Source organism: Ruegeria jejuensis, from assembly GCF_041537905.1.
Taxonomy (GTDB): domain Bacteria; phylum Pseudomonadota; class Alphaproteobacteria; order Rhodobacterales; family Rhodobacteraceae; genus Ruegeria_C.
The window spans coordinates 282,411-304,876 of sequence record NZ_JBGRUO010000003.1 but is presented as its reverse complement, the minus strand read 5'-3'; the positions used below and the strand labels follow the sequence as shown (position 1 = coordinate 304,876).

General features: G+C 60.4%; 32 protein-coding genes. All 32 read right to left on the bottom strand.

Annotated features, from left to right (window positions below; all coding sequences use genetic code 11):
• Nucleotides 1-8: 8 nt before the first annotated feature.
• The 32 genes from AB1E34_RS05850 to AB1E34_RS05695 all read right to left on the bottom strand — a co-directional run bounded on the left by AB1E34_RS05850 (nt 9) and on the right by AB1E34_RS05695 (nt 22,383).
• Nucleotides 9-1,550 (bottom strand): NADH-quinone oxidoreductase subunit M, encoded by a 1,542-nt coding sequence (locus tag AB1E34_RS05850; protein WP_372571397.1) that lies wholly within the window; start codon nt 1,548-1,550, stop codon nt 9-11.
• Nucleotides 1,550-3,736 (bottom strand): NADH-quinone oxidoreductase subunit L, encoded by a 2,187-nt coding sequence (gene nuoL / locus AB1E34_RS05845; RefSeq protein WP_372571396.1) that lies wholly within the window; start codon nt 3,734-3,736, stop codon nt 1,550-1,552. The genes AB1E34_RS05850 and nuoL overlap by 1 nt, the downstream gene beginning before the upstream one ends.
• A 7-nt stretch (nt 3,737-3,743) precedes the next feature.
• Nucleotides 3,744-4,049 (bottom strand): NADH-quinone oxidoreductase subunit NuoK, encoded by a 306-nt coding sequence (gene nuoK / locus AB1E34_RS05840; RefSeq protein ID WP_024090650.1) that lies wholly within the window; start codon nt 4,047-4,049, stop codon nt 3,744-3,746.
• A 4-nt stretch (nt 4,050-4,053) separates the two neighbouring features.
• Nucleotides 4,054-4,440: a hypothetical protein gene (locus tag AB1E34_RS05835; protein WP_372571395.1), complete on the bottom strand. Its 387-nt coding sequence runs from the start codon at nt 4,438-4,440 to the stop codon at nt 4,054-4,056.
• Nucleotides 4,441-4,442: 2 nt separating this feature from the next.
• Nucleotides 4,443-5,045, bottom strand: coding sequence for an NADH-quinone oxidoreductase subunit J (locus tag AB1E34_RS05830; RefSeq protein WP_372571394.1), 603 nt, complete (start codon nt 5,043-5,045; stop codon nt 4,443-4,445).
• Nucleotides 5,042-5,452 carry a carboxymuconolactone decarboxylase family protein gene (locus tag AB1E34_RS05825; RefSeq protein WP_372571393.1) on the bottom strand — a complete coding sequence of 137 codons (411 nt, stop codon included), beginning with the start codon at nt 5,450-5,452 and terminating at the stop codon, nt 5,042-5,044. Before AB1E34_RS05825 ends, AB1E34_RS05830 begins: the two co-directional genes overlap by 4 nt.
• Complete coding sequence (nuoI, locus tag AB1E34_RS05820) at nt 5,449-5,943, bottom strand: NADH-quinone oxidoreductase subunit NuoI (RefSeq protein ID WP_372571392.1); 495 nt, start codon at nt 5,941-5,943, stop codon at nt 5,449-5,451. Before nuoI ends, AB1E34_RS05825 begins: the two co-directional genes overlap by 4 nt.
• A gap of 1 nt (nt 5,944) precedes the next feature.
• Nucleotides 5,945-6,982 (bottom strand): NADH-quinone oxidoreductase subunit NuoH, encoded by a 1,038-nt coding sequence (nuoH, locus tag AB1E34_RS05815; protein ID WP_372571391.1) that lies wholly within the window; start codon nt 6,980-6,982, stop codon nt 5,945-5,947.
• Between the two features lie 6 nt (nt 6,983-6,988).
• The gene (locus tag AB1E34_RS05810) at nt 6,989-7,375 is read right to left on the bottom strand and encodes a YNQ4 family lipoprotein (protein ID WP_372571390.1); all 387 of its coding nucleotides are present in this window, start codon (nt 7,373-7,375) and stop codon (nt 6,989-6,991) included.
• Entirely contained in the window at nt 7,372-9,405 is a 2,034-nt protein-coding gene (gene nuoG, locus AB1E34_RS05805) for an NADH-quinone oxidoreductase subunit NuoG (protein ID WP_372571389.1), read from the bottom strand. The genes AB1E34_RS05810 and nuoG overlap by 4 nt, the downstream gene beginning before the upstream one ends.
• A 271-nt stretch (nt 9,406-9,676) precedes the next feature.
• Nucleotides 9,677-10,090 (bottom strand): DUF5333 family protein, encoded by a 414-nt coding sequence (locus tag AB1E34_RS05800; protein ID WP_372571388.1) that lies wholly within the window; start codon nt 10,088-10,090, stop codon nt 9,677-9,679.
• A 32-nt stretch (nt 10,091-10,122) separates the two neighbouring features.
• The gene (locus AB1E34_RS05795) at nt 10,123-10,527 is read right to left on the bottom strand and encodes a DUF5333 domain-containing protein (protein WP_372571387.1); all 405 of its coding nucleotides are present in this window, start codon (nt 10,525-10,527) and stop codon (nt 10,123-10,125) included.
• A 98-nt stretch (nt 10,528-10,625) separates the two neighbouring features.
• Nucleotides 10,626-10,991, bottom strand: coding sequence for a hypothetical protein (locus tag AB1E34_RS05790; protein ID WP_372571386.1), 366 nt, complete (start codon nt 10,989-10,991; stop codon nt 10,626-10,628).
• Between the two features lie 9 nt (nt 10,992-11,000).
• A complete protein-coding gene (locus AB1E34_RS05785; protein ID WP_372571385.1) occupies nt 11,001-11,501 on the bottom strand; it encodes a DUF3291 domain-containing protein in 501 nt (166 codons plus the stop codon).
• The gene (locus AB1E34_RS05780) at nt 11,501-11,917 is read right to left on the bottom strand and encodes an MAPEG family protein (RefSeq protein ID WP_372571384.1); all 417 of its coding nucleotides are present in this window, start codon (nt 11,915-11,917) and stop codon (nt 11,501-11,503) included. Before AB1E34_RS05780 ends, AB1E34_RS05785 begins: the two co-directional genes overlap by 1 nt.
• Before the next feature lie 4 nt (nt 11,918-11,921).
• Entirely contained in the window at nt 11,922-12,257 is a 336-nt protein-coding gene (locus AB1E34_RS05775; protein ID WP_372571383.1) for a hypothetical protein, read from the bottom strand.
• A 68-nt stretch (nt 12,258-12,325) separates the two neighbouring features.
• A complete protein-coding gene (nuoF, locus tag AB1E34_RS05770) occupies nt 12,326-13,624 on the bottom strand; it encodes an NADH-quinone oxidoreductase subunit NuoF (RefSeq protein ID WP_372571382.1) in 1,299 nt (432 codons plus the stop codon).
• Between the two features lie 6 nt (nt 13,625-13,630).
• A complete protein-coding gene (locus tag AB1E34_RS05765) occupies nt 13,631-13,852 on the bottom strand; it encodes a DUF5337 domain-containing protein (RefSeq protein WP_372571381.1) in 222 nt (73 codons plus the stop codon).
• Between the two features lie 14 nt (nt 13,853-13,866).
• Nucleotides 13,867-14,379, bottom strand: coding sequence for a hypothetical protein (locus AB1E34_RS05760; RefSeq protein WP_372571380.1), 513 nt, complete (start codon nt 14,377-14,379; stop codon nt 13,867-13,869).
• Between the two features lie 21 nt (nt 14,380-14,400).
• Nucleotides 14,401-15,537: an NADH-quinone oxidoreductase subunit NuoE gene (gene nuoE / locus AB1E34_RS05755; RefSeq protein WP_372571379.1), complete on the bottom strand. Its 1,137-nt coding sequence runs from the start codon at nt 15,535-15,537 to the stop codon at nt 14,401-14,403.
• Nucleotides 15,538-15,804: a hypothetical protein gene (locus AB1E34_RS05750; protein WP_372571378.1), complete on the bottom strand. Its 267-nt coding sequence runs from the start codon at nt 15,802-15,804 to the stop codon at nt 15,538-15,540. It abuts the gene before it with no gap.
• Nucleotides 15,804-16,073 (bottom strand): hypothetical protein, encoded by a 270-nt coding sequence (locus tag AB1E34_RS05745; protein WP_372571377.1) that lies wholly within the window; start codon nt 16,071-16,073, stop codon nt 15,804-15,806. The genes AB1E34_RS05750 and AB1E34_RS05745 overlap by 1 nt, the downstream gene beginning before the upstream one ends.
• Nucleotides 16,074-16,101: 28 nt before the next feature.
• On the bottom strand, nt 16,102-16,551 hold the full coding sequence (locus AB1E34_RS05740; protein ID WP_372571376.1) for a hypothetical protein: 450 nt from the start codon (nt 16,549-16,551) through the stop codon (nt 16,102-16,104).
• Entirely contained in the window at nt 16,548-17,762 is a 1,215-nt protein-coding gene (locus tag AB1E34_RS05735) for an NADH-quinone oxidoreductase subunit D (RefSeq protein ID WP_372571375.1), read from the bottom strand. Before AB1E34_RS05735 ends, AB1E34_RS05740 begins: the two co-directional genes overlap by 4 nt.
• Before the next feature lie 190 nt (nt 17,763-17,952).
• Nucleotides 17,953-18,126 carry a hypothetical protein gene (locus tag AB1E34_RS05730; RefSeq protein WP_372571374.1) on the bottom strand — a complete coding sequence of 58 codons (174 nt, stop codon included), beginning with the start codon at nt 18,124-18,126 and terminating at the stop codon, nt 17,953-17,955.
• Nucleotides 18,126-18,734: an NADH-quinone oxidoreductase subunit C gene (locus tag AB1E34_RS05725; RefSeq protein WP_372571373.1), complete on the bottom strand. Its 609-nt coding sequence runs from the start codon at nt 18,732-18,734 to the stop codon at nt 18,126-18,128. Before AB1E34_RS05725 ends, AB1E34_RS05730 begins: the two co-directional genes overlap by 1 nt.
• Complete coding sequence (locus tag AB1E34_RS05720) at nt 18,731-19,054, bottom strand: antibiotic biosynthesis monooxygenase (RefSeq protein WP_372571372.1); 324 nt, start codon at nt 19,052-19,054, stop codon at nt 18,731-18,733. Before AB1E34_RS05720 ends, AB1E34_RS05725 begins: the two co-directional genes overlap by 4 nt.
• On the bottom strand, nt 19,051-19,584 hold the full coding sequence (locus AB1E34_RS05715; protein WP_306193328.1) for a NuoB/complex I 20 kDa subunit family protein: 534 nt from the start codon (nt 19,582-19,584) through the stop codon (nt 19,051-19,053). Before AB1E34_RS05715 ends, AB1E34_RS05720 begins: the two co-directional genes overlap by 4 nt.
• Nucleotides 19,575-19,940: an NADH-quinone oxidoreductase subunit A gene (locus AB1E34_RS05710; RefSeq protein WP_306193327.1), complete on the bottom strand. Its 366-nt coding sequence runs from the start codon at nt 19,938-19,940 to the stop codon at nt 19,575-19,577. Before AB1E34_RS05710 ends, AB1E34_RS05715 begins: the two co-directional genes overlap by 10 nt.
• A gap of 241 nt (nt 19,941-20,181) precedes the next feature.
• Nucleotides 20,182-20,619 (bottom strand): VOC family protein, encoded by a 438-nt coding sequence (locus tag AB1E34_RS05705; protein WP_372571371.1) that lies wholly within the window; start codon nt 20,617-20,619, stop codon nt 20,182-20,184.
• Nucleotides 20,620-20,676: 57 nt separating this feature from the next.
• Nucleotides 20,677-21,465 (bottom strand): crotonase/enoyl-CoA hydratase family protein, encoded by a 789-nt coding sequence (locus AB1E34_RS05700; RefSeq protein WP_372571370.1) that lies wholly within the window; start codon nt 21,463-21,465, stop codon nt 20,677-20,679.
• A gap of 63 nt (nt 21,466-21,528) precedes the next feature.
• Nucleotides 21,529-22,383, bottom strand: coding sequence for a hydroxymethylglutaryl-CoA lyase (locus AB1E34_RS05695; protein WP_372571369.1), 855 nt, complete (start codon nt 22,381-22,383; stop codon nt 21,529-21,531).
• Nucleotides 22,384-22,466 lie beyond the last annotated feature (83 nt).

Genomic DNA, 22,466 nt, shown 5'->3' with positions numbered 1-22,466 from the left:
CGGCCTCCTCAGTTCGCGGCAAACTGGGTGGCGGCCTCGGCCGCGGCCAGCGCCGTGTCATAATTCGAGATCAGCGCCGTCGTCGACGGGCCGATGATATCGGTCACCAGCGACGGGTAGACCCCCAGCAGCAGCGTCATCGCGATCAGCGGCGCAAAGATCAGCCGCTCGCGCGAGTTCATGTCGCGGATCGACTTCAGGCTCTCTTTGATCAGGTCGCCAAAGACCACCCGGCGATAAAGCCAGAGCGCATAAGCCGCCGAGAAAATCACACCGGTCGCCGCCACCGCCGTCACCCAGGTATTGACCTGGAAGGCACCCATGAGCGTCAGGAATTCCCCGATGAACCCGGAGGTGCCCGGCAGGCCCACATTGGCCATGGTGAACAGCATGAATACGAGCGCATAGGCAGGCATCCGGTTCACAAGCCCGCCATAGGCCTCGATATCACGGGTATGCATCCGGTCATAGATCACGCCAACACAAAGGAAGAGCGCGGCCGAGATGAAGCCGTGGCTGAGCATCTGGAAAATCGCGCCATCAACGCCCTGCTGGTTCGCCGCAAAGATGCCCATGGTGACAAAGCCCATATGCGCGACCGAGGAATAGGCGATCAGCTTTTTCATATCCTCCTGCACCAGCGCGACCAGCGAGGTGTAGACAACCGCGATGGCCGACATCCACAGGACCAGCGGCGTCATCACCTCGGACCCGACCGGGAACATCGGCAGTGAAAACCGCAGGAAACCGTAGCCGCCCATCTTCAGCAGGATCGCGGCCAGCACCACGGACCCGGCGGTGGGCGCCTGCACGTGGGCATCCGGCAACCAGGTATGGACCGGCCACATCGGCATCTTGACTGCGAAGCTGGCGAAGAAGGCCAGGAACATCAGCGTCTGCATACCACCAACGATATAAACACCCAGCACGCTGAAGCTCTCGGATGAGAACTGATGCCCCATCAGCGCAACGATATCCGTGGTCTGCGCATCCGCATACATCGCCACCATCGCCACCAGCATCAGCACCGAGCCGAGGAAGGTGTAGAGGAAGAACTTGAAGCTGGCGTAGATCCGTTCCTTGCCGCCCCAGATGCCGATGATTAGGAACATCGGGATCAGACCCGCCTCGAAGAACAGGTAGAACAGCACCAGATCCAGCGCCATGAACACGCCCAGCATCAGCGTTTCCAGCAGCAGGAAGGCGATCATGTATTCCTTCACCCGGTCGGTCACGCCCCAACTGGCGAGAATGGTCAGCGGCATGATGAAAGTGGTCAGCAGCACAAAGAGAACGCTGATCCCGTCCACACCCACCTTGTATTTCAGACCCATCAGCCAGGCGTGTTCTTCCACCATCTGGAAGCCGGTGTTTTCCGGATCAAAGCCGGTATAGACGCCGATGGACACCAGAAAGGTGATCGTGGTTGCGAATAGCGCCACCATCTTGGCATTGCGCTGCGCAGCGGCGTCCTCTCCGCGCAGAAAGATCAGCAGGATCAGCGCGGCAATCGCCGGAATGACGAGAATAATGGAGAGAATATTGTCCATTACTGCGCCCCCCCGCCGATCGACATCCAGGTAACAAGGGCCGCGATGCCCAGCACCATGTAGAAGGCATAGGTGAAGATGTAGCCAGACTGCGCCTTGCCCGCGAGCCGGGTAAAGAACGGCACAACACCCATCGCAACCCCGTTCAGGAAGCCATCAATGGTGTTGCCGTCGCCACGCCTCCACAGGAAGCGGCCCAGCGCCAGGGTCGGACGCACGAAGATCGCGTCATAGATCTCGTCGAAATACCATTTGTTCAGCAGGAACAGATAAAGCGGGCGCTGGTTCTCTGCCAGACGTCCGGGCAGCGACGGGTTCACGATGTAGAAGAGATAGGCCAGCAGGAAACCAATCGCCATCGCCACGAAAGGCGAAACCTTGACCCATTTCGGCGCGGCATGGGCATCGTCCAGCACATGGTTGTCCGGCGCGATATAGATGGCGCCCTGCCCCGGCTCACCCGCGAAGACATAGTGATGATCACCGCCATGCGCGGCGTCGCCTGTTTCGCTATCGCCATGGGCGTCATCGCCATGCGCCGCATCAGCCGCGTGCGCGTCGCCCTCTGCGGTATCGTGATGCTCCTCGGCGGTACCGTCGGCCACATGTTCAGCATGGGTTTCCGCATCATGCCCCTCGGCATGTTCCGAGGCCTCGGCCACCGGGATACCATAGAACTTGCCGACCTTATCGGCATGCCCGAAGAACGCGCCATACCAGAGCATGCCAGCAAAGATCGCCCCCAGGCTCAGCACGCCCAGCGGCACCAGCATGGTCATCGGGCTTTCATGGGCGTGGTCATGCGTGTGCTTGTTGCCGCGCGCCTCGCCATAGAAGGTCAGGAAGATCAGCCGCCAGCTATAGAAGGCGGTGAAGGCCGCCGCGATCACCAGCGACCAGAAGGCAAACCCGGTGCCACCGGCCCAGGCGCTTTCGATGATCGCATCCTTGGACAGGAACCCTGCAAAGCCGATGCCGGTCAGCGGAATACCCACCCCGGTGATCGCCAGCGTGCCGAACATCATGCCCCAATAGGTATAGGGAATCTTCTTACGCAGCCCGCCATAGTTCATCATGTCCTGCTCATGGTGCATGGCGTGGATGACCGAGCCCGCACCGAGGAACAAAAGCGCCTTGAAAAACGCGTGCGTCAGCAGGTGGAACATCGCCGCCGAATACATGCCGACACCAGCGGCCACGAACATGTAACCCAGCTGCGAACAGGTCGAATAAGCGATGACGCGTTTGATGTCGGTCTGTACCAGACCGATGGTGGCGGCAAAAAACGCCGTCGCCGCCCCGAGGAAGGTGATGAAGGCGGTGGCGTTCGGTGCAAACTCCATCAGCGGCGACATGCGGCAGACGAGGAACACCCCCGCCGTCACCATGGTTGCCGCATGGATCAGCGCCGAAACCGGTGTCGGGCCTTCCATCGCGTCGGGCAGCCAGGTGTGCAGTATCAATTGCGCCGATTTGCCCATCGCCCCGATAAAGAGCAGCACGCAGATCACCTCAATCGCCGACCATTCGCCCCAGAGGAAGGTCAGTTGCGTTTCGGCCAGTTTCGGGCCGGAGACAAAGACGTCCTCGAAATTGATGCTGTCGACCAGAAAGAACAGCGCAAAGATGCCCAGCGCAAAACCGAAATCGCCAACCCGGTTGACCACAAAGGCTTTGATCGCCGCCGCATTGGCGGTGGGTTTACGGTAATAGAACCCGATCAGAAGGTAGGAGGCGACGCCCACGCCCTCCCAGCCAAAGAACATCTGCACCAGATTGTCCGAGGTCACCAGCGCCAGCATCGAGAAGGTGAAGAAGCTGAGATAGGCAAAGAAACGCGGCTTGTAGCTTTCGCCCTCGCGGAAGGCGGGGTCGTGATCCATGTAGCCAAAGCTGTAAAGATGCACGAGCGCCGAGACGGTCGTCACCACGATCAGCATGATCGCCGTCAGCCGGTCCAGCCGGATCGCCCATTCGGTGCTGAGCGACCCGCTTTCGATGAAGCGCATCACGGGTATCTGCTGCGTCACCCCGTCAAAGCTGAAGAACACGATCCAGCTGAGGATACAGGCCAGGAACAACAGGCCGGTAGCGGTCCACATCGCCGCCTTCTCGCCGATGAACTTCCAGCCAAACCCGCACAGGATGGCCCCCACCAGCGGGGCAAAGAGGATTGTGGTTTCCATGAGTTCCTCAGCCCTTCATTACGTTAACGTCTTCGACGGCGATGGAGCCGCGGTTGCGGAAGAAACAGACCAGAATGGCGAGGCCAATGGCGGCCTCGGCTGCGGCCACGGTCAGCACAAACAGCGTGAACACCTGCCCCACCAGATCGCCGAGGAAACTGGAGAAGGCCACAAGGTTGATATTCACCGCCAGCAGCATCAACTCGATGCTCATCAACAGAATGATCACGTTCTTGCGGTTCAGGAACAGGCCAAAGATGCCAATGACGAACAGCGTCGCCGCAACGGTCAGGTAGTGTTCAAGTCCGATCATATCCTCACCATTCCAGCAGCGGGTAGCCGTATTTCGTACAGGTGTGTTGAGCCAAGGGCCCAACAATGTCTTCCGGTTCGAGCGGTTCTACAAACGGCGCGTCCACCATATCTGGCCGGCTGTCGGGCGTTTCCGCGCTGTTATAGAACAGGTCGTATTTCTTGTTCGAACAATCGAAGTGGTAGATCAGGTGCTCGGTGCCACCCGCCCCTTCCTTGCGGGCATGCAACTGCGTGACGCCGCCGCCAAAATCCTTGCTCGCCACTTCAAAATGCTTGTTCACCGTGTCGAGCGGGTTTTCGATCTCATTCTCTGCCGCGCTCGCACCGCTTGCGATGAGCAGCAGGCCACAGGCAGCAACCCCAGTTGTGTTCCTTGTCCACCCGCGCATGATCACAGCCCCTGCCCCGGTTTCACGTCTTTCAACTCCATCGCCTGCGCCGGGTCGCGCATCATCTGGGCGATGATGTCCTGGCGTTTGATGTCCTGACGGTGGCGCAGGGTCAGCACGATGGCGCCAATCATGGCGACCAGCAGGATCAGCCCCGCAAGCTGGAACAGCAGGAAATACTGGTCATAGAGGATCACTCCCAGCGCCTGCGTATTATGCATGTCGGTGGGGGTCACCTGCGCCCGCAGGCTTTCGGCAGCCTGGGCGCTTTCCCAGGCCCCGAAGGCCATGACGAACTGCATCAGGATGACCAGCCCGATCAGCAGCGCCAGCGGCATATAGCGCGCCATCTCGGCCTTCAACTCGGCGAAATCCACGTCCAGCATCATCACCACAAACAGGAATAGCACCGCGACCGCGCCGACATAGACGATGATCAGCAGCATGGCGACGAACTCGGCCCCCAGCAGCACGAACAGCCCCGCCGAAGACAGGAAGGACAGGATCAGCCACAGCACCGAATGGACCGGCTGGCGGCTGATCACGGTGAACAGCCCGCCTGCAATGGCGCAGATTGCAAAGAGGTAGAAGGCAAATGCGGTCATGTCTCGTCTTCCTCACTATCGCCCATGACCTCTTTGGCCAGATCCAGCGCACGGGTCATGGCCGGGATGCCGGCAAACACCGACATCTGACCGATCGTTTCGACGATCTCTTGTTTGCCTGCGCCCGCCTCCAGCGCGTGGCGCACGGTCTGGCGCACCGCCGTGTCGGCCTGCGCGCCCTGCATGGTCAGCCCGGCCAGCGTCAGCAACAGACGGGTCTTGGCGTCCAGCCCGTCCTTGTTTACCGCATTGCCGAACATCAGTTCCATGGCTTCCTTGGGCATGGTCGGCCACAGCGCCTCGAACCCCTTGGGCGAGAAGCTTTCCAACGCCGGGTTCAGCGCCTTGGCCATCTCCTGCGCCTGCGCCATCATCGCTTCGAACGGGTTATTGGGCGTGTCAGTCATCGGTACGGCGCGTCCAGTTCCAGATTACGGGCAATCTCGGCCTCCCAGCGTTCGCCGTTATCAAGGAGCTTTTCCTTGTCATAAAACAGCTCTTCACGGGTTTCGGTGGCGAATTCGAAATTCGGGCCTTCGACAATGGCATCGACCGGGCAGGCCTCCTGGCAGAAGCCGCAATAGATACATTTGGTCATGTCGATGTCATAGCGCGTGGTGCGGCGGCTGCCATCCTCGCGCGGTTCGGCATCGATGGTGATGGCCTGCGCCGGGCAGATCGCCTCGCAGAGCTTGCAGGCAATGCAGCGCTCCTCGCCATTGGGATAGCGGCGCAGCGCATGCTCGCCTCGGAAGCGGGGGCTGAGTGGGCCTTTTTCATGCGGGTAGTTCACGGTGGCCTTGGGCGCAAAGAAATACTTCATGCCCAGCTTGAAGCCCTTCCAGAAATCCTGCAGCAGGAAGTATTTGGCAGCGCGGGTATAGTCGATCTGGGTCATATCAGCCTCCGGTGCTCCAGCGCGCAAACGCGCCCCAGAACCAGTCGAATTTGGCGGCGAAAGCCACGAAGACCACCCAGCCCAGCGAGAACGGCAGGAAGACTTTCCAGCCCAGCCGCATCAGCTGGTCATAGCGGTAGCGCGGCGTGATCGCCTTGACCATTGCAAAGAGGAAGAAGAAGAACGCCATCTTGGCGACCATCCACAGCACCCCGTCGGGCAGACCCGGAATGGGCGACAGCCAGCCTCCGAAGAACAGCAGCGAGGTCAGCGCGCACATCAGGAAGATGGCGATGTACTCGCCCGCCATGAACAGCAGGAAGGGCGTCGCGGAGTATTCCACCTGATACCCCGCGACCAGTTCCGATTCCGCCTCGGGCAAGTCAAAGGGCGGGCGGTTGGTTTCGGCCAGCGCCGAGATGAAGAACAGGAACACCATCGGGAAATGCGGCAGCCAGTACCAGTTGAAGAGGCCCAGATTGCCGTCCTGCGCCTGCACGATGGCCCCGAAATTCATGCTTCCGGTGGAGATGATCACACCGATGATGATGAGGCCGATGGAGACCTCATAAGAGATCATTTGCGCCGCGGAGCGCAGCGAGCCCAAGAAGGGGTATTTCGAGTTCGACGCCCAGCCGCCCATGATCACGCCATAAACCTCCAGCGAGGAAACCGCGAAGACATAGAGGATGGCGACGTTGATATCGCTCAGGACCCAGCCATCGTTGAACGGGATCACCGCCCAGGCGATCATCGCGAGCACGAAGGACGTCAGCGGCGCGAGGATGAAGACGGTGCGGTCGGCCCCGGCGGGGATGACCACCTCTTTCACCACGTATTTCAGCGCATCGGCCACCGATTGCAGCAGGCCATAGACACCCACCACGTTCGGCCCCCGGCGCATCTGCACGGCGGCCCAGATCTTGCGGTCGCCATAAACCAGAAACAGCAGCGAGATCATCACGAAGGCCACAACCGCAATGACTTGCGCCAGGATGATCAGGGCTATGCCGCCTGGGGTGCTAAAGAAATCTGCCATGCGTCCTCACACCGTGGGTATTCCGTTTTCCGCGCAATCCGCGACCATGACCTCTGCGTCGATGGTGTTGAAACCGCGTGGCAGGGTTGGCGAGATGGTGTAAACAGCATCCGCCGTCCACACGCCACCCTTTTCATCGATATTCGTGCGTAAATGCCGCGCAAAACCATAGCCCTGGCTCAGCGTGTATCCCGCCACGGCGCATTCGCCATAGCGATCCACATCCTCGGGGCCGCGCGCGCCACGCATGCTGAGATCGATCTGCACCAGATCGCTGTCGAGCGAAACCGCCTCGACACCCAGATAGTCGGGCGCGAATTGCGACACCTCGTCTTGCGGCTGAGGCGCGCAGGCGACCAGAAGGGCCAGCGATATGAGCGCGGGACGGATCATTCGGCGGCGATTTTCTCGCCGTCTCGCGCTTTGGCTTGCGCCGACAGTTCTGCCATCAACTGGCTGGCCCGCGCGATCGGGTTGGTCAGGTAGAAATCGCGCAGCGCACTGCGGAAGCTGGCCTGCCCGAGCGCGCCAGGCGGCAATGCTTCGCCTTCGTTTTCGATAACCTGATCGACCTGTTTCAGATGCGGCACCGCCTTGACCAGCGTCTGGCGGAGTTGCGCCAGGGTGTCATAAGGCAGCGCCTCGCCAAGTTCTGCCGAGAGTGCCCGCAGGATGGCCCAGTTTTCCTTGGCATCACCCGGCGCAAAGCCCGCGCGCATGGCCAACTGCGGGCGGCCTTCGGTGTTGACAAACAGGCCCGCCTCTTCGGTATAGGCCGCGCCGGGCAGGATCACATCGGCGCGATGCGCGCCCCGGTCTCCATGGCTGCCCTGATAGATGACGAAGGCGCCCCCGTCATCTTTGGCACCGATCTCGACCTCGTCAGCGCCGAGATTGTAGATCACGTCGGCCTCTGCAACCGCGTCCATGTCACGATCATTGGTGGCATCAACATCCAGCGCGCCGACGCGACCCGCAGCGGTGTGCAGGATCAACAGCCCGCTTTCGGTATTGGCAGCAACGGTTTGCGCGGCGGCCAGAACGGCGGCACCGTCGGCCTCCTGCAAGGCGCCCTGCCCGACGATCACCAGCGAGCGTTTGCCCCGGATCTCGTCATCACCGCCCATATCGACGACCTTTTGCAGCGCCGCCCGGTCATCGCCCGCATGATAATAATCATAGGTCAGATCAACCGACGGCCCGACCAGAGCCACCTGCGCGCCATGAGACCACGCTTTGCGGATGCGCGCATTCAGCACCGGCGCTTCGTCGCGCGGGTTGGTGCCGATGAGCAGGATACGCTCGGCACTGTCGATATCCGCGATGGCAGCGGTGCCGACATAGCCCGCGCGGTTGCCTGCGGGCAGCTTCGCGCCATCGGTGCGGCATTCCACGACACCGCCCTTGCCCTCGACCATCTGTTTAAGAGCAAAGGCCGCCTCGACCGAGGCCAGATCGCCCACGATCCCAGCCAGTTTCCGCGCCCCGTTGATCGCCTTGGCCGCTGCCGCCAAAGCCTCGGGCCATGTGGCCGGTTTCAGCTTGCCATCAACCCGCACATAAGGCCGGTCCAGCCGCTGGCGACGCAGCCCGTCCCAGACGAAACGGGTCTTGTCAGATATCCATTCTTCGTTCACGCCATCGTGGTTGCGCGGCAGCATCCGCATCACCTCGCGGCCCTTGGTGTCGACCCGGATGTTCGAGCCCAGAGCATCCATCACATCGATGCTCTCGGTCTTGGTCAGTTCCCACGGCCGGGCGGTGAACGCATAAGGCTTCGAGGTCAGCGCGCCCACCGGGCAAAGGTCGATGATGTTGCCTTGCAGGTTGCTGGCCAGCGTTTCGCCCAGATAAGACGTGATCTCGGCATCTTCGCCGCGCCCGGTCTGGCCCATCTGGGTGATCCCCGCCACTTCGCTGGTGAAGCGCACACAACGGGTGCAGGAGATGCAGCGAGTCATGTGAGTCTCGACCAAAGGCCCCAGATCGAGGTCATCGACGGCGCGCTTGGCCTCGCGAAACCGGCTGAAGTCCACGCCATAAGCCATTGCCTGATCTTGCAAATCACATTCCCCACCCTGATCACAGATCGGGCAGTCGAGCGGGTGGTTGATCAGCAGGAACTCCATCACGCCTTCGCGGGCCTTCTTGACCATGGGCGAGTTGGTCTTGACCTGTGGCGCCTGCCCCTCGGGTCCAGGGCGCAGGTCGCGCACCTGCATGGCGCAGGAGGCAGCAGGCTTGGGCGGACCGCCCACAACCTCAACCAGACACATCCGGCAATTGCCCGCGATGGAGAGCCGCTCGTGATAACAGAAGCGCGGGATTTCCACCCCCGCCTGTTCACAGGCCTGGATCAGGGTCATGGCCCCGTCCACCTCAATCTCGGTGCCATCGATATTGATTTTGCGAAGGTCAGACATGGATCATTTGTCCTTTCGGCAATGCCTGCTTAGGCATCACGTTTGCAATCTTGTTCGCGAAGCGCCGGATGCCGCGTTCGTCGCGTAGTGTGGGTTTGACCGCGCTGGTCTGAACACCGAACCGTGCCGAGCCGCTGGTCGATATCTGACGGGACGAATGGATCGCAGGTACTGCGAGCTTGAAAGTCCCTATTACGCGAGCTCTCATACCGAGACATCGCCCAACGGATTTTTCTCGACACGTTCTGAGGCCACCCGTACCAGACACCAATCAATCCGCCTTCATGAATGAGCCGAGCAGTGTCCGGTCTTTGATTTCCTGACGCATCAAGGGACAGATCTTATCCAAGTGTTTCTTGTGCAGAGTCATTCCATACTTGGCCAAATAAGCGTCAGCAGCGTCCGCTGATTGTGTGCTTTCTAAAGCGTCTTGAAGAATTTTCTGGCGCTTTTTTCTAGGTTTCACGCCCGCCGCATGAAGCTCTTTGTCTAGGCTTGAGAAGGTCTTGTTAACCACCGCGCCATTTTCGGTCATGTCAGGGCAAAATAATGAAATCCAATACGCGGCGTTCCTCACTTCTGCCACTTCATCAACTTTTGCAATCACTAAGTCGACTTTCGCTGCTTGAGCAATGGCTGATTCGGTTGCAAAAAGCAGACAAAGAGCACCTGCTAAGGCACCCATCCACCTTTTCTTGCATAGTCTGATGCTCATAGTCACCGCGCCCTCAAATACACGCCAACGGCGCTGTTTCTGTCGATCTCCGCGCGACCAAGCACGCAGAAGCTTTCCGGCTTGTCATAGCTGACGCCATTCTGCGCCAGGTAGGCCTCGCCCTTGCGGCGCATGCGGGCCTTTTCGGTGTCCGAATCCACATAGGCGCGGATTTCGCGATCCGAGTAACCAAGCGCGTTGGCCTTGGATTTCAGGTCCCAGATCACCCCGATCGCCTTCAGCCTACGACCGCTGATGCTGTCGCATTGCTTGTCGATCTCATTGGCGATGGCGATGAAATAAAGCTCGTTGTCGATCTCGGGCACGTCGCGCAGGGGCGGTTTTGCCCAAACCATCGTTGGCAGGGTCAGGGCCAGAGCAATCAGGGCCGCTTTGCAATAGGTCATGGGATTTCCTTTCGTTCCAGACGCACCAGAACGAACAACTGCGCGTGTGCTATTCAATAACAGCAACCGCCATTGGCGAGGATATGCCCCAGACATGCTCATGGGCGCTGACAGATTCCCTGAAAGGTCAGCCGACCATCCACCACCCGCAACTGTGCCGGGTCTGTATCCGGCCCGACGGCCCATTTGATATCGGAATTGCCGTAATTCTCGATGCAATACCGCGTGCCCTGATAGCGCCCCGCCTCGCGCGCGCCATCCAGCGAACGGGTGACATCATCGATGGTCACCGTGAACTCCGCCCGAGTTCTGCGCTTGTCCACCGCAGAGGCCTTGGTACGGAAGGCTTGGCCGTCAAACAGGATCTGGTCCTTCTCGCTTTGGCCGCAGGCGGCAAGCGCCCCGGCAAGACACAGGACCAGCGCAGGCTTCAAAGATCGGTGGAGGAGACCTGGTGCAGACATTCTTGTTCCCTATTCCGCCGCGACCGGCATACAGCCGTGGCTACGCCACATCTTGGCATCAGCCAGATAGGCCCAGTCGAAGGCATGTTCACTGGCCCCCTGCGCGTTCAAATGATCCAACCGGTCAAGCGCCTCGTCCAGCGTGGGTTCATGCCCCGCAGGCACCCACCACATCACGAAATGCATCTTGCCCAGCAGTTCGAACCACTCGGCCCGGCGCTCGTAGAACTGCTTGTGGACCGTGCCCCAGACAAAGCGTTCCAGGCTGGTCACGTCTTCCCAGACGGTCAGATTGGACACCAGTTGCGGATCACCCTCAATGGCGTTCTCGGTATTGCCGGTTCCCGGCTCGCCCGACCCTTCCATCATCCAGACAAAGCCCGGCATCCGTTTGCCCAGCCCATTGATCCGGTCGAGATTGGCCATGAAATCGGCCACGCGCGGGTCGTCGGTGGGCGCCAGAAGGCGGCCGATATTGAGCTCGGCCAGATGATATCCGTCAGGTTGCATCAAAACAGCCTCACCAATGCCATGAGGCCGATCAGGATCATGCAGAGCCAACCGCCCACATAAGCGAAAGAGCGCAGGCTCATATTCGGGCCGCCCAGCCCCTGCACATGGATGACCAGCATCAGGATGCGCGCCAACAGTGCCAGCGAGGCCAGCAGGTTCACCCAGAACGGGCTTGCCCCCACCAGGATCGCCGCGACCACAACGGTAAGATAGGCGGGCAGCGTCTCGGTACAGTTCAGATAGGCCCGGTTCATGCGGTAGGCGCGGTCGGAATAGTCCTGCTCGGGTGTCGCACCCGGGGCCAACCCCTTGGCCTGCTTGGCCAGCGCGGTGAAGGGCGCCATGATCAGAATGATCAAGGTAAAGATCACCAGCGAGGCGATTGCGTGGGAATATGCGAGAAACGGTTCCATTAAGTTACTCCTTGATCAGAAAACGCCCGATCGCATCATTAGTCCCGGCAACTTTCTGCGCAAACGCGCAAAATTCCTTGCTTCCCTTATGCAAGATGCCGCGATCAGCCAAAACGGCCTTTCCCATCTGCTGCTGCCATTCTGTCTGTCCGTAAAACAACAAGCGCCGCATCTTTTGCCGGCGCAGCCCCTGCGCAACGGTCGCGTCGGATACGGCAAAAACAAACTGTTGATAATCCTTGCCCAAATGGCCGATGCCCGTGCACTCGTCGCTCATCCACCACGCCGCGGCGGCCTCCCCTACAGCTTGTTCATAGGCCACCTTGGGTGCTGCGGTCACGGTTGTCGCACATGTCACAATGCTCACGGTCATAGCGGCCACAAGTACTATGTCTTGATTTTTAGCTTTCATTCTGCCGCCATCGCGCCCATACGCCCGGATTTCTGCGCCTTGATGCGGTCCTCAATCTCTTCGCGGAAGTTGCGGATCAGGCCCTGGATCGGCCAAGCCGCCGCATCGCCCAGAGCGCAGATCGTGTGGCCCTCGACCTGTTTGGTCACGTCGAACAGCATGTCGATTTCTTCCAACTCGGCCTCACCCCGCACCAGACGGTCCATCACCCGCATCATCCAGCCGGTGCCCTCACGGCAGGGCGTACACTGGCCGCAGCTTTCGTGTTTGTAGAATTTCGACAGCCGCCAGATCGCCTTGATGATATCGGTGGATTTGTCCATCACGATCACCGCCGCCGTGCCCAGGCCCGAGCCCAGATCGTTGCGCAGATGGTCGAAATCCATGATCGCGTCGCGCATGTTCTCACCGCGCACGCAAGGCACGGACGAGCCGCCGGGGATCACCGCCAGCAAGTTGTCCCAACCACCGCGAATGCCGCCGCAATGGGTCTCGATCAACTGCTCGAACGGGATCGACATCGCCTCTTCGACGACGCAGGGGTTGTTCACATGGCCCGAGATCGCAAAGAGCTTGGTGCCCGCATTGTTCTGCCGACCAAACCCGCTGAACCAGTCCGGCCCGCGCCGCAGAATGGTGGGCACAACGGCGATGGATTCCACGTTGTTCACCGTGGTCGGGCAGCCATAAAGCCCCGCCCCGGCAGGAAACGGAGGCTTCATCCGCGGCATGCCCTTTCGCCCCTCAAGGCTTTCCAGCAGCGCGGTTTCCTCGCCGCAGATATAGGCGCCCGCCCCGTGATGCAGGAAGATGTCGAAATCCCAACCCGAGCCTGCCGCGTTGCGCCCGACAAGACCGGCATCATAGGCCTCGTCAATCGCGGCCTGCAGCGCCTCTTTCTCGCGGATATACTCGCCGCGAATGTAGATATAGCAGGCATGGGCGTTCATCGCGAAAGACGCGATCAGGCAGCCTTCGATCAGCGTGTGCGGATCATGGCGCATGATCTCGCGGTCTTTGCAGGTGCCGGGCTCGGATTCATCGGCATTGACCACAAGATAGGCAGGCCGTCCATCGCTTTCCTTGGGCATGAAAGACCATTTCAGACCGGTGGGAAAGCCCGCGCCACCGCGTCCGCGCAAGCCGCTATCCTTCATGTTCTGAATGATCCAGTCGCGGCCCTTCTGGATAATACCTGCGGTGCCATCCCAGTGGCCGCGCGCCTGAGCGCCCTTCAGCGTGCGGTCATGCATCCCGTAGAGGTTGGTAAAGATGCGGTCCTGATCTTTCAGCATCGCCGGTTATCCCTGACTGTCCCGGCGCATGCGCCAGAGTTGCAAAATATTGACGCCCGCATAGACGAACCCGGCCAGAGCGGCGAGGTCAAACAGCAGCGCATAACGGCCCGGCAAACCGATCGCCGGACCAATGAACAGGGTCAGCGCCAGCCACGCCACCATGGTGACGGCGATAACTATCCCGATATGGCGGCCCTTGCGGGCGATGGCCTGTTCCTTGTCCATTCACGTCTTGCCACCTAACCGGCGGCTTTTCCTTCGTAGCGCCAGCTGCCCTTGCGGCTGGCAAGTTCCTGTTCCCCGGCCAGTACGGTCGAGGGTTTCACGACAGCTTCCACCGGTGCATTTGCCGTCGGAGCGGGCGCCTCGGCGGGCGCCGCAGCGGCAACCGGTTCGGGCTCCACCGCCGCTGCTACCGGAGCCTCTGCCACCGGAGCAGGCGCTGGCTCAGGTGCGGGCGATGGCGCCTCTGGCTCAGGCGCGGGCACGGGTGCCGCAGCCTCGGGCGCTGGAGTAGGTTTGGCCGCAGGTTTCGGCGCGGGCGCAGGGGTGTTTTCCTCTTTCGCATCCGGACAAAGGAAACGCGACACCACAAAGCCGATCGCGCCAAACACCACCAGCCCGGCGATCACTGCACCGATCAGCCCCGCACCGCCGATGACCATGTACAACACCGCAAAGCCGACGCCCCCAAAGGCCGCCGCGCGCCAGCCGCGCGCTGCGCAGCTTTTCTGATTGCTTGTACCGGTCATCTGTCGTCTCCCTTATCGTGCTCAGTCTTCGTTCTTCCCGTCTTTCTTGGCGCGTTTTGCGAATTCGGTTTCTTTGCCCGCGGCCAGATCAGCAGCCTGGGCGATCCAGCCATCCCGTTCGATCCGGCCCTTGAATTTCAAGCGGCTGTCGACCCAGGCGATATGGATCGGCGTCCATGCGGCGATCTGGTCGAAATGATAGAACCCAAGTTCATTTAGCGTCTGTTCCAGTTTCGGCCCGACCCCCTTGAGCAGCTTGAGGTCATCCGGCTTGCCCCCGCGTGCGCCCTCCAGCGTTTCCGGCGCCTCTTCCTTGGTGGTATCCGATGCGGCTTTCGCAGGTTCGGGCTTTGCGGGTTTTGCCTCCGCCGCCTGCTTCACCGCCGGTTTCGGCGCCTCGGGCGCGGGCGGCGGCATGTCCTTGGCGTCGCGGCTGACGACCTTGCCATCCTTGCCCACCCAAGGGGTCAGCAGCGGCACCTCGGTACCATCGATCCGCTTGATCGTGTCGCCGATATCCGTGGCCAGCGCGACCGAGGCGTTCTGGGCGGGTTTGCCGGCCTCATGCTCGGTCAGGTTGGTCAGCCCGCTCAACGGCTCGCAAGCATAGCGCCCGTTCTGCGGCCCCGGCGTGGGCACCTTGCCCGCCGCCATCTCGTCAATGATCCGGGCCAGGCTTTCGGTGGTCAGATCCTCGTAATAGTCCTTGCCGATCTGCGCCATCGGCGCGTTGGTGCAAGACCCGAGGCACTCCACCTCTTCCCAGGAAAACTTGCCATCGGCAGAAACCACATGCGGTTTCTCGGCGATCTTTTCCTTGCAGACCGCGACCAGGTCTTCAGCCCCGCAAATCATGCAGGATGTGGTGCCGCAGATCTGGATATGCGCAACGGACCCAACCGGTTGCAGCTGGAACATGAAGTAGAACGAGGCCACTTCCAGCGCTCGGATATAAGCCATGCCCAGCATATCGGCGACCGCTTCGATGGCTGGACGGCTGAGCCACCCCTCCTGTTCTTGCGCACGCCACAGAAGCGGGATGATCGCCGAGGCCTGCCGATCGTCGGGATATTTGGTGATCTGCCCCTCGGCCCAGGCCAGATTGGCGGGCGTGAAGGCGAAGCTTTCGGGTTGCTCGGGATGAAGACGGCGCAGCATTTAGTTGTTTAGCTCCTCGATCGGAATGCAGACCACGCGATCAGCGGATTGGTCGATCTCGCCATCCGCCACATAGGCGGCAAAGTCTTCATCCGTAACTCTGAAACGACAGACAAAGGTGCCCATCGTCTTGCCCTCAAGCAAAACAACGCTTGGGCGAATGCTGGTCAGCACAGCGCTATCAGCAACAAGATCGCTGATGGCTGGCTGCTCGGCCCAGACCGGACCCGCAAGACACAACACAACCGGTACAAAGAACGCACGCATCAGTGGTCAATCTCCCCCAGCATAAAACTTGCTTCAGCAACCGTCGCGAAATCCGACGGGCTTGAGCCAAGCTTCAAAACGCCGCCGATGGGGTCGGTCGCAAGGTGAGACCGTTGAAATCGCTGCTCATTCACTTGTCCGATAGACAGAATACCCGCTTGGGTCCGCCGCCCATCGGGATATTTGGCGATCTGCACATCTGACAAAGCCAGAATGGCGGGCAAGAACGCGAAGCTATCGGCTTGGTCGGGATGCAGACGGCAGAGCATGGTTCAGATCAGTCTTTCATGTGCTACGTTAGTCAAGGCTACGTTCTTCCTTGACAGGCAAAGAAAATGAGCAGGTTACGGCGATATGCTCTTTAGATTGAGGCAGTTCAGCGGCCGCCATGAGCGCATCATTAACTTTAATCTCGTCAAGCAACGCTGAGAACATGGTTGGACAAACTCTCACGAGATACCGCGCGGCCGGAGAATTGCCCCTATTAAGAAACTCAAGAACAGCGCCGGAGTTTCCTTTATACAATATCTGCGAAGAAACGCTTTCCGGTTGATCTAGAAACGCCGGCGAAGTGGTAGTTTCAGTGATCTGACACCAAGGCCCACCATCACCAGAGACAGCGATGGGTTTTCCGACGTCCGTTTTCAGAACTACACAAAGGAATAGCGTTTTCTGTTCGGCCATTGGCTGAGCGGACACCATCATTGGAAGCCAAGAAAAACAAAACAGAAAAAACCAACGAATCAACGATCAATCTCCCCAAACACTACATCCATGGTACCAATGATGGCTGCGACATCGGCCAGTTGGTGCCCGCCTGCGACATGGTCCATCGCCTGCAGGTGCAGGAAGCCCGGCGCGCGCAGTTTGGCCCGATACGGCTTGTTTGTGCCGTCGGCCACCAGATAGACGCCGAACTCGCCCTTGGGGGCCTCGACGGCGGCATAGACCTCGCCTGCGGGGACGTGGAAGCCCTCGGTGTATAGTTTGAAGTGATGGATCAGGCTTTCCATTGAGGTCTTCATGTCAGACCGCGAGGGCGGCGTGATCTTGCCGCGTGCCAGAATATCTCCGGGGCAGTCGCGGATTTTGGCGATGGCCTGACGGATGATGTGCAGCGACTGGCGCATCTCTTCCATACGGACCAGATAGCGGTCGTAGCAATCGCCATTCTTGCCCACCGGTACCTGAAACTCGAACTCGTTGTAGCATTCATAGGGCTGCGCGCGGCGTAGGTCCCAGGCGAGGCCCGACCCGCGCACCATCACACCGGAAAAACCATAAAGCTGGATGTCTTCTTCGGTCACGACGCCGATATCGCAGTTGCGCTGCTTAAAGATGCGGTTCTCGGTCAGCAACCCGTCGATATCGTCCATCACGGCAGGAAACTCGTGGCTCCATGTCTCGATATCATCGAGCAGCGCATCGGGCAGGTCCTGATGCACGCCGCCGGGGCGGAAATAGGCCGCGTGCAAGCGCGCGCCACAGGCGCGTTCATAGAACACCATCAGCTTTTCGCGTTCTTCAAAACCCCAGAGCGGCGGGGTCAGCGCTCCGACATCCATCGCCTGCGTGGTCACGTTCAGCAGATGGTTCAGGACGCGGCCGATTTCGGAGTACAGCACCCGGATCAGCGAGGCGCGGCGGGGCACTTCGACACCGGTCAGCTTTTCGATGGCCAGACACCAGGCATGTTCCTGGTTCATCGGCGCCACATAGTCGAGCCGGTCAAAATAGGGCAGGTTCTGCAGGTAAGTCCGGCTTTCCATCAGCTTTTCGGTGCCACGGTGCAGCAAGCCGATATGCGGGTCAGCGCGTTCGACAATCTCGCCATCCAGCTCCAGCACCATCCGCAACACGCCATGGGCGGCGGGGTGCTGGGGGCCGAAATTGATGTTGAAATTGCGGATCTTCTGCTCGCCCGTCAGGGCGTCTTCATATCCTCTGGAGCCGTCCATTAGCGCACTCTCCAGACTAAATTTGTGGGAGTATGTGTAACGTGATCATTGATTTTGCTCACTTTCCGCGGGACTCGGTGTCCCCTGCCAGCCAATTTGAGATTTTTTTTATATTGCTCAAAAGCAATCGCGCTAAACGCTGACAGGCCAGCCAAGAAAGCACCAAGTTCGCCTAAGAACTCAAACCACATCACCGCTTCTCCAGTTCCTGGAGCTTCAGCCCCATCCACCAGAGCAGAGCCACGGGGCCAAGCGGGATCAGGCAGGCCGCCGCCCAGTATTTGTTGATGCCAAAGAACGGCAGCAGTTTGACCATCGGGATCGCGGTCAGGGCCGACAGGATCAGCCACCAAAGGGTTCCCATTATTCTGCCTCCTGTTTCTCATCGCCGGGAAGGATGTATTCCGCACCCTCCCACGGGCTCATGAAATCGAACTGGCGGTACTCCTGCACCAGTGAGACCGGCTCATAGACTACGCGTTTCTGCGCCTCGTCATAGCGCACCTCGGTATAGCCAGTGGTCGGGAAATCCTTGCGCAGCGGATGGCCGCGAAAGCCATAATCCGTCAGGATACGGCGCAGGTCCGGGTGGCCCGAGAACAGGATGCCGAACATGTCGAACACCTCACGCTCGAACCAGTTGGCCGAGGGGTGGACCTCGATGATCGAGGCGACCATGTCCTGTTCACGGATCGACACGCGCAGCCGGATGCGCTGGTTCTGGTACATGCTGAGCAGGTGATAGACCACATCGAAGCGCTGCGGCCGTTCCGGGTAATCCACCGCCGTAATATCGACCAGGGTCGAGAATCGGCAGGTCGGGTCGGATTTGAGAAACTCGATCAGCCCCAGGATGTTGGACGGGGCCACATCCATGTTCAACTCGCCATGGCTGATCTCCCAGGACAGCACACAGTCAGAGCGTTTGAGCTCGATATGGGTTCCGAGTTCCTGAAGTGCGTCTTCGTTCATATCGAGGCCTCCGCCATGATCTCGTCGTGGAAGCTCGCCTCGGCATCATAGGTCGGAAAGAAGGGCGCCATGAAATCGGGCATCACCGTGCGCGCGGGGTTTTCGCCTGCAAAGCGCTGCACCGCCTCCATGTCTTCCCACGCGGTCAGCACCGTCATCCGGCAGGGCTCCCCGCCCCGCTCGGTCAGAACGGTGATACCGCGAAACCCGTCGACGGCGCGCATGTTGGGTAGCACGCGCCTCTCAAACGTCTCTTTCCAGGCCGCGACATCGTCACGCGCGATTGTCGCCTGCCATTTGCGGATCACCGGAACGCTCATCGAACAATTGTCCCGGTGCGGCGGATTTTGCGTTGCAATTGCATCAAGCCGTAAAGCAGCGCCTCGGCGGTGGGCGGGCAGCCGGGCACGTAGATGTCGACCGGTACGATCCGGTCGCAGCCGCGCACAACGGAATAGGAGTAGTGGTAGTAGCCGCCGCCATTGGCGCAGGACCCCATCGAGACCACGTAGCGAGGCTCGGGCATCTGATCATAGACCTTGCGCAGGGCCGGTGCCATCTTGTTGGTGAGTGTCCCGGCCACGATCATCACATCCGATTGGCGCGGGCTGGCGCGGGGCGCAATGCCAAAGCGTTCGGCGTCATAACGCGGCATCGAGGTGTGCATCATCTCGACCGCGCAGCAGGCCAGACCGAAGGTCATCCAGTGCAGACTGCCGGTGCGCGCCCAGTTGATGATGTCCTCGGTCGAGGTCAGCAGGAAACCCTTGTCCTGCAACTCGGCATTCAGGGCCTGGGTTGCGACCTCTTTGTCGACGCCTGCGGTGTTCGCTCCGGTCATCAATCCCATTCCAGCGCCCCCTTCTTCCATTCATAGGCGAAGCCGATGGTCAGAACGCCCAGGAACACCATCATCGACCAGAAGCCCACATCGGAGATGTCCTTGAAACCCACGGCCCATGGGAACAGGAAGGCGATCTCCAGATCGAAAATGATGAACAGGATCGCAACCAGATAGAACCGGACATCGAACTTCATCCGCGCATCATCGAAGGCGTTGAAGCCGCATTCATAAGCGCTGACCTTTTCGGGATCGGGGTTGCGGACGGCCAGCACGACAGCGGCGAGAATCAGAACGATGCCCAAACCTGTCGCAACGGCCAGAAACACCAGAATCGGGAGGTATTCCCGCAACAGCTCTTCCACGAATGGCTCCTTTCCCGCGCGGCCCGCATCGGGCACGCCGTCAATTGGCGAGTTGACGCGTCATTCTGTAGCGCCGCACCCTAGGGGCGTCAACCAAGCGCGGGGGTGTCTTCCGCGTATTATCGACGCATAAGCATGGGATTTTCCGTAAACAATCGGAGTTGCACCGCGTTACCGAAAAACACCGCAATACCCGTCTGTGCGTAGGGCGACGCTACCGGTTGGCCGGTATACCCTGTTGCTAACCGCCATGCTCGACCAGTTCGAATGTCAGCCCCTCCGGCCCCCAGATGAAAGCCATCTTATAGCCGCGGTAATCCATTTCGGTGTTACGCATCTTCACGCCTGCCCGTTTGAGGCGGGCAAGCGTTGCGTCCAGATCATCGACCGAAAAGGCAAAGTGGTTGAAGCCAATGGCTGAAAGATCCCGGATATGCTCGTTCTGCGGCGAGGCGGGCGCGTGATATTTCAGCAGTTGGATATCGAAATAGGGGTCCGCCCCCTTCAGCACCATCGTGATGTGTTCGGCTTCGATCCCCGGAACGCCAAGATATTCCTCCATGATCGGCCCCGAGATGACTTTGGTGAGTGTTTCCTCAAACCCAAGCAGGGACAGGAACTCTTTCGCGGGTTCGACCTCGTTCACGACGATGGGCATGTGGTTGGGTGTCAGGGGCATGAATGTCTCCTCCGCAGGGGGCCGTGGAGCGAGCATGCGGGAATTCTCAAATCCGAGTTAAGGCTTGGTGACAAATGGCGCAGGTCTGCGGTCGAAAAAGGCGGCGATCCCTTCGCTTGCCTCTGCGGTTTCCCAGCGCGCGACAAGAGCCTCGATGGTGGCGTCGATAACCGCGTCGTCAATGCGCGGCCCAAGACTGCGGGCCAGCGCCTTGGCCGAGGCCACGGCACCCGGCGCGCATGCCAGATATGGCACGACCTCGGCTTCGACAGCAGCGCTCAGCGCATCCTCTGGCACGGCGCGGGCAAGCAGGCCCAGCTCCACCGCCTCTGCTGCCCCAAACAACCGCGCCGACATGAAGACCCGCCGCGCCCGCGCTTCGCCCATGCGCGCGATCACGTAAGGTCCGATCGTAGCCGGGATCAGGCCCAGACGCGTTTCGGTCAGACCCATCTTCAGGCTCTCCACGCCAATGGCCACATCGCAGACCGAAGCCAACCCGACACCGCCACCGAACGCATTGCCCTGCAGCGCGCCGATCAGCGGTTTGGGCAGTGTATTGAGCGCCTGCAGCATCTCGGCCAGCTTGCGGGCTTCGGTGAAGCGCGTGTCACGCTCGGCCGCCATCTGCGCCTGCATCCAGCCCAGATCGCCGCCCGCGCAGAAGGATTTACCCGCAGCGGTCAGCACAACCACCCGCACGGCATCGTCCTGCGCCAGTTTCGCCGCTGCCGCAGACAGGTCCGCGAGCATCTGCCCGGACATCGCGTTGTGTTTCTCGGGCCGGTTCAGCGTCAGGGTTGCCACGCCGCGCGCATCTGTTTCCAGCTTGAGTGTCTCAAACATCCGCTCTCCTTTCGCGCCAAAATTCTTGCGAGAATTTTGCAAGGGGTTTCGAAGCCCCTTGTATCACCCGGTCCGCATCGCGCGCGCCATATCCGCCGCCTCAGCAAGAATGGCGCTGTCCAGACCGGTCTGATAGCCCAACCGTTCCAGGTGCGCCGCAACCGCCTCGGTTGCCACATTGCCTGCGGCCCCCGGCGCAAAGGGACAGCCGCCCAGGCCACCCGCAGCAGCGTCAAAGACACGGACCCCCAGCGACAGGGAGGCATCGATATTGTCCAGCGCATGACCGCCGGTGTCATGGTAGTGTCCGGCCAGACGGGTCACCGGCACCGCCTCGCGCACCGCCAGCAGCATCCGCACGATGCTATCCGGCGTGCCTTTTCCCAACGTATCGCCCAGCGAAATCTCATAACAGCCCAGACCAAACAGCCGGTCTGCCACCTCTGCCACTTTGTCGGGGGGCGTCGGCCCATCATAGGGGCAATCGGTCACGCAGGAGACATAGCCCCGCACCGGCAGGTCGATATGGCGCGCGGCTTCCAGTATGGGTTCGAACCGCGCAATCGACTCGTCGATCGAGGCGTTGATATTGGCCTTGGAGAACCCCTCGGAAGCCGAAGCGAACACTGCGATCTCATCGGCACCGGCTGCCAGCGCATCCTCATAGCCACGCATGTTCGGTACCAAGGCCGCATAGCGGATGCCCTCGGCGCGATTGATCCCGTTCAGCACCTCGCCGGACCCGGCCATCTGCGGCACCCGTTCGGGCGAGACAAAGCTGGCCATTTCAATCCGCGAAAACCCGGCCCGGCTGAGGCAGTCGACCAGCGCGATCTTGTCGGCAACCGGAATATCGCGCGCCTCGTTCTGTAACCCATCCCGAGGTCCGACCTCGAAAATCTCGACCCGCTCGCTCATCCCGGCATCCTTCCTTTGTTCTTTCCGCGCAACATGCGCGGCATTTGTCACCGCAGCCTGCGCCGCGCGTTGTTGGGACGCAA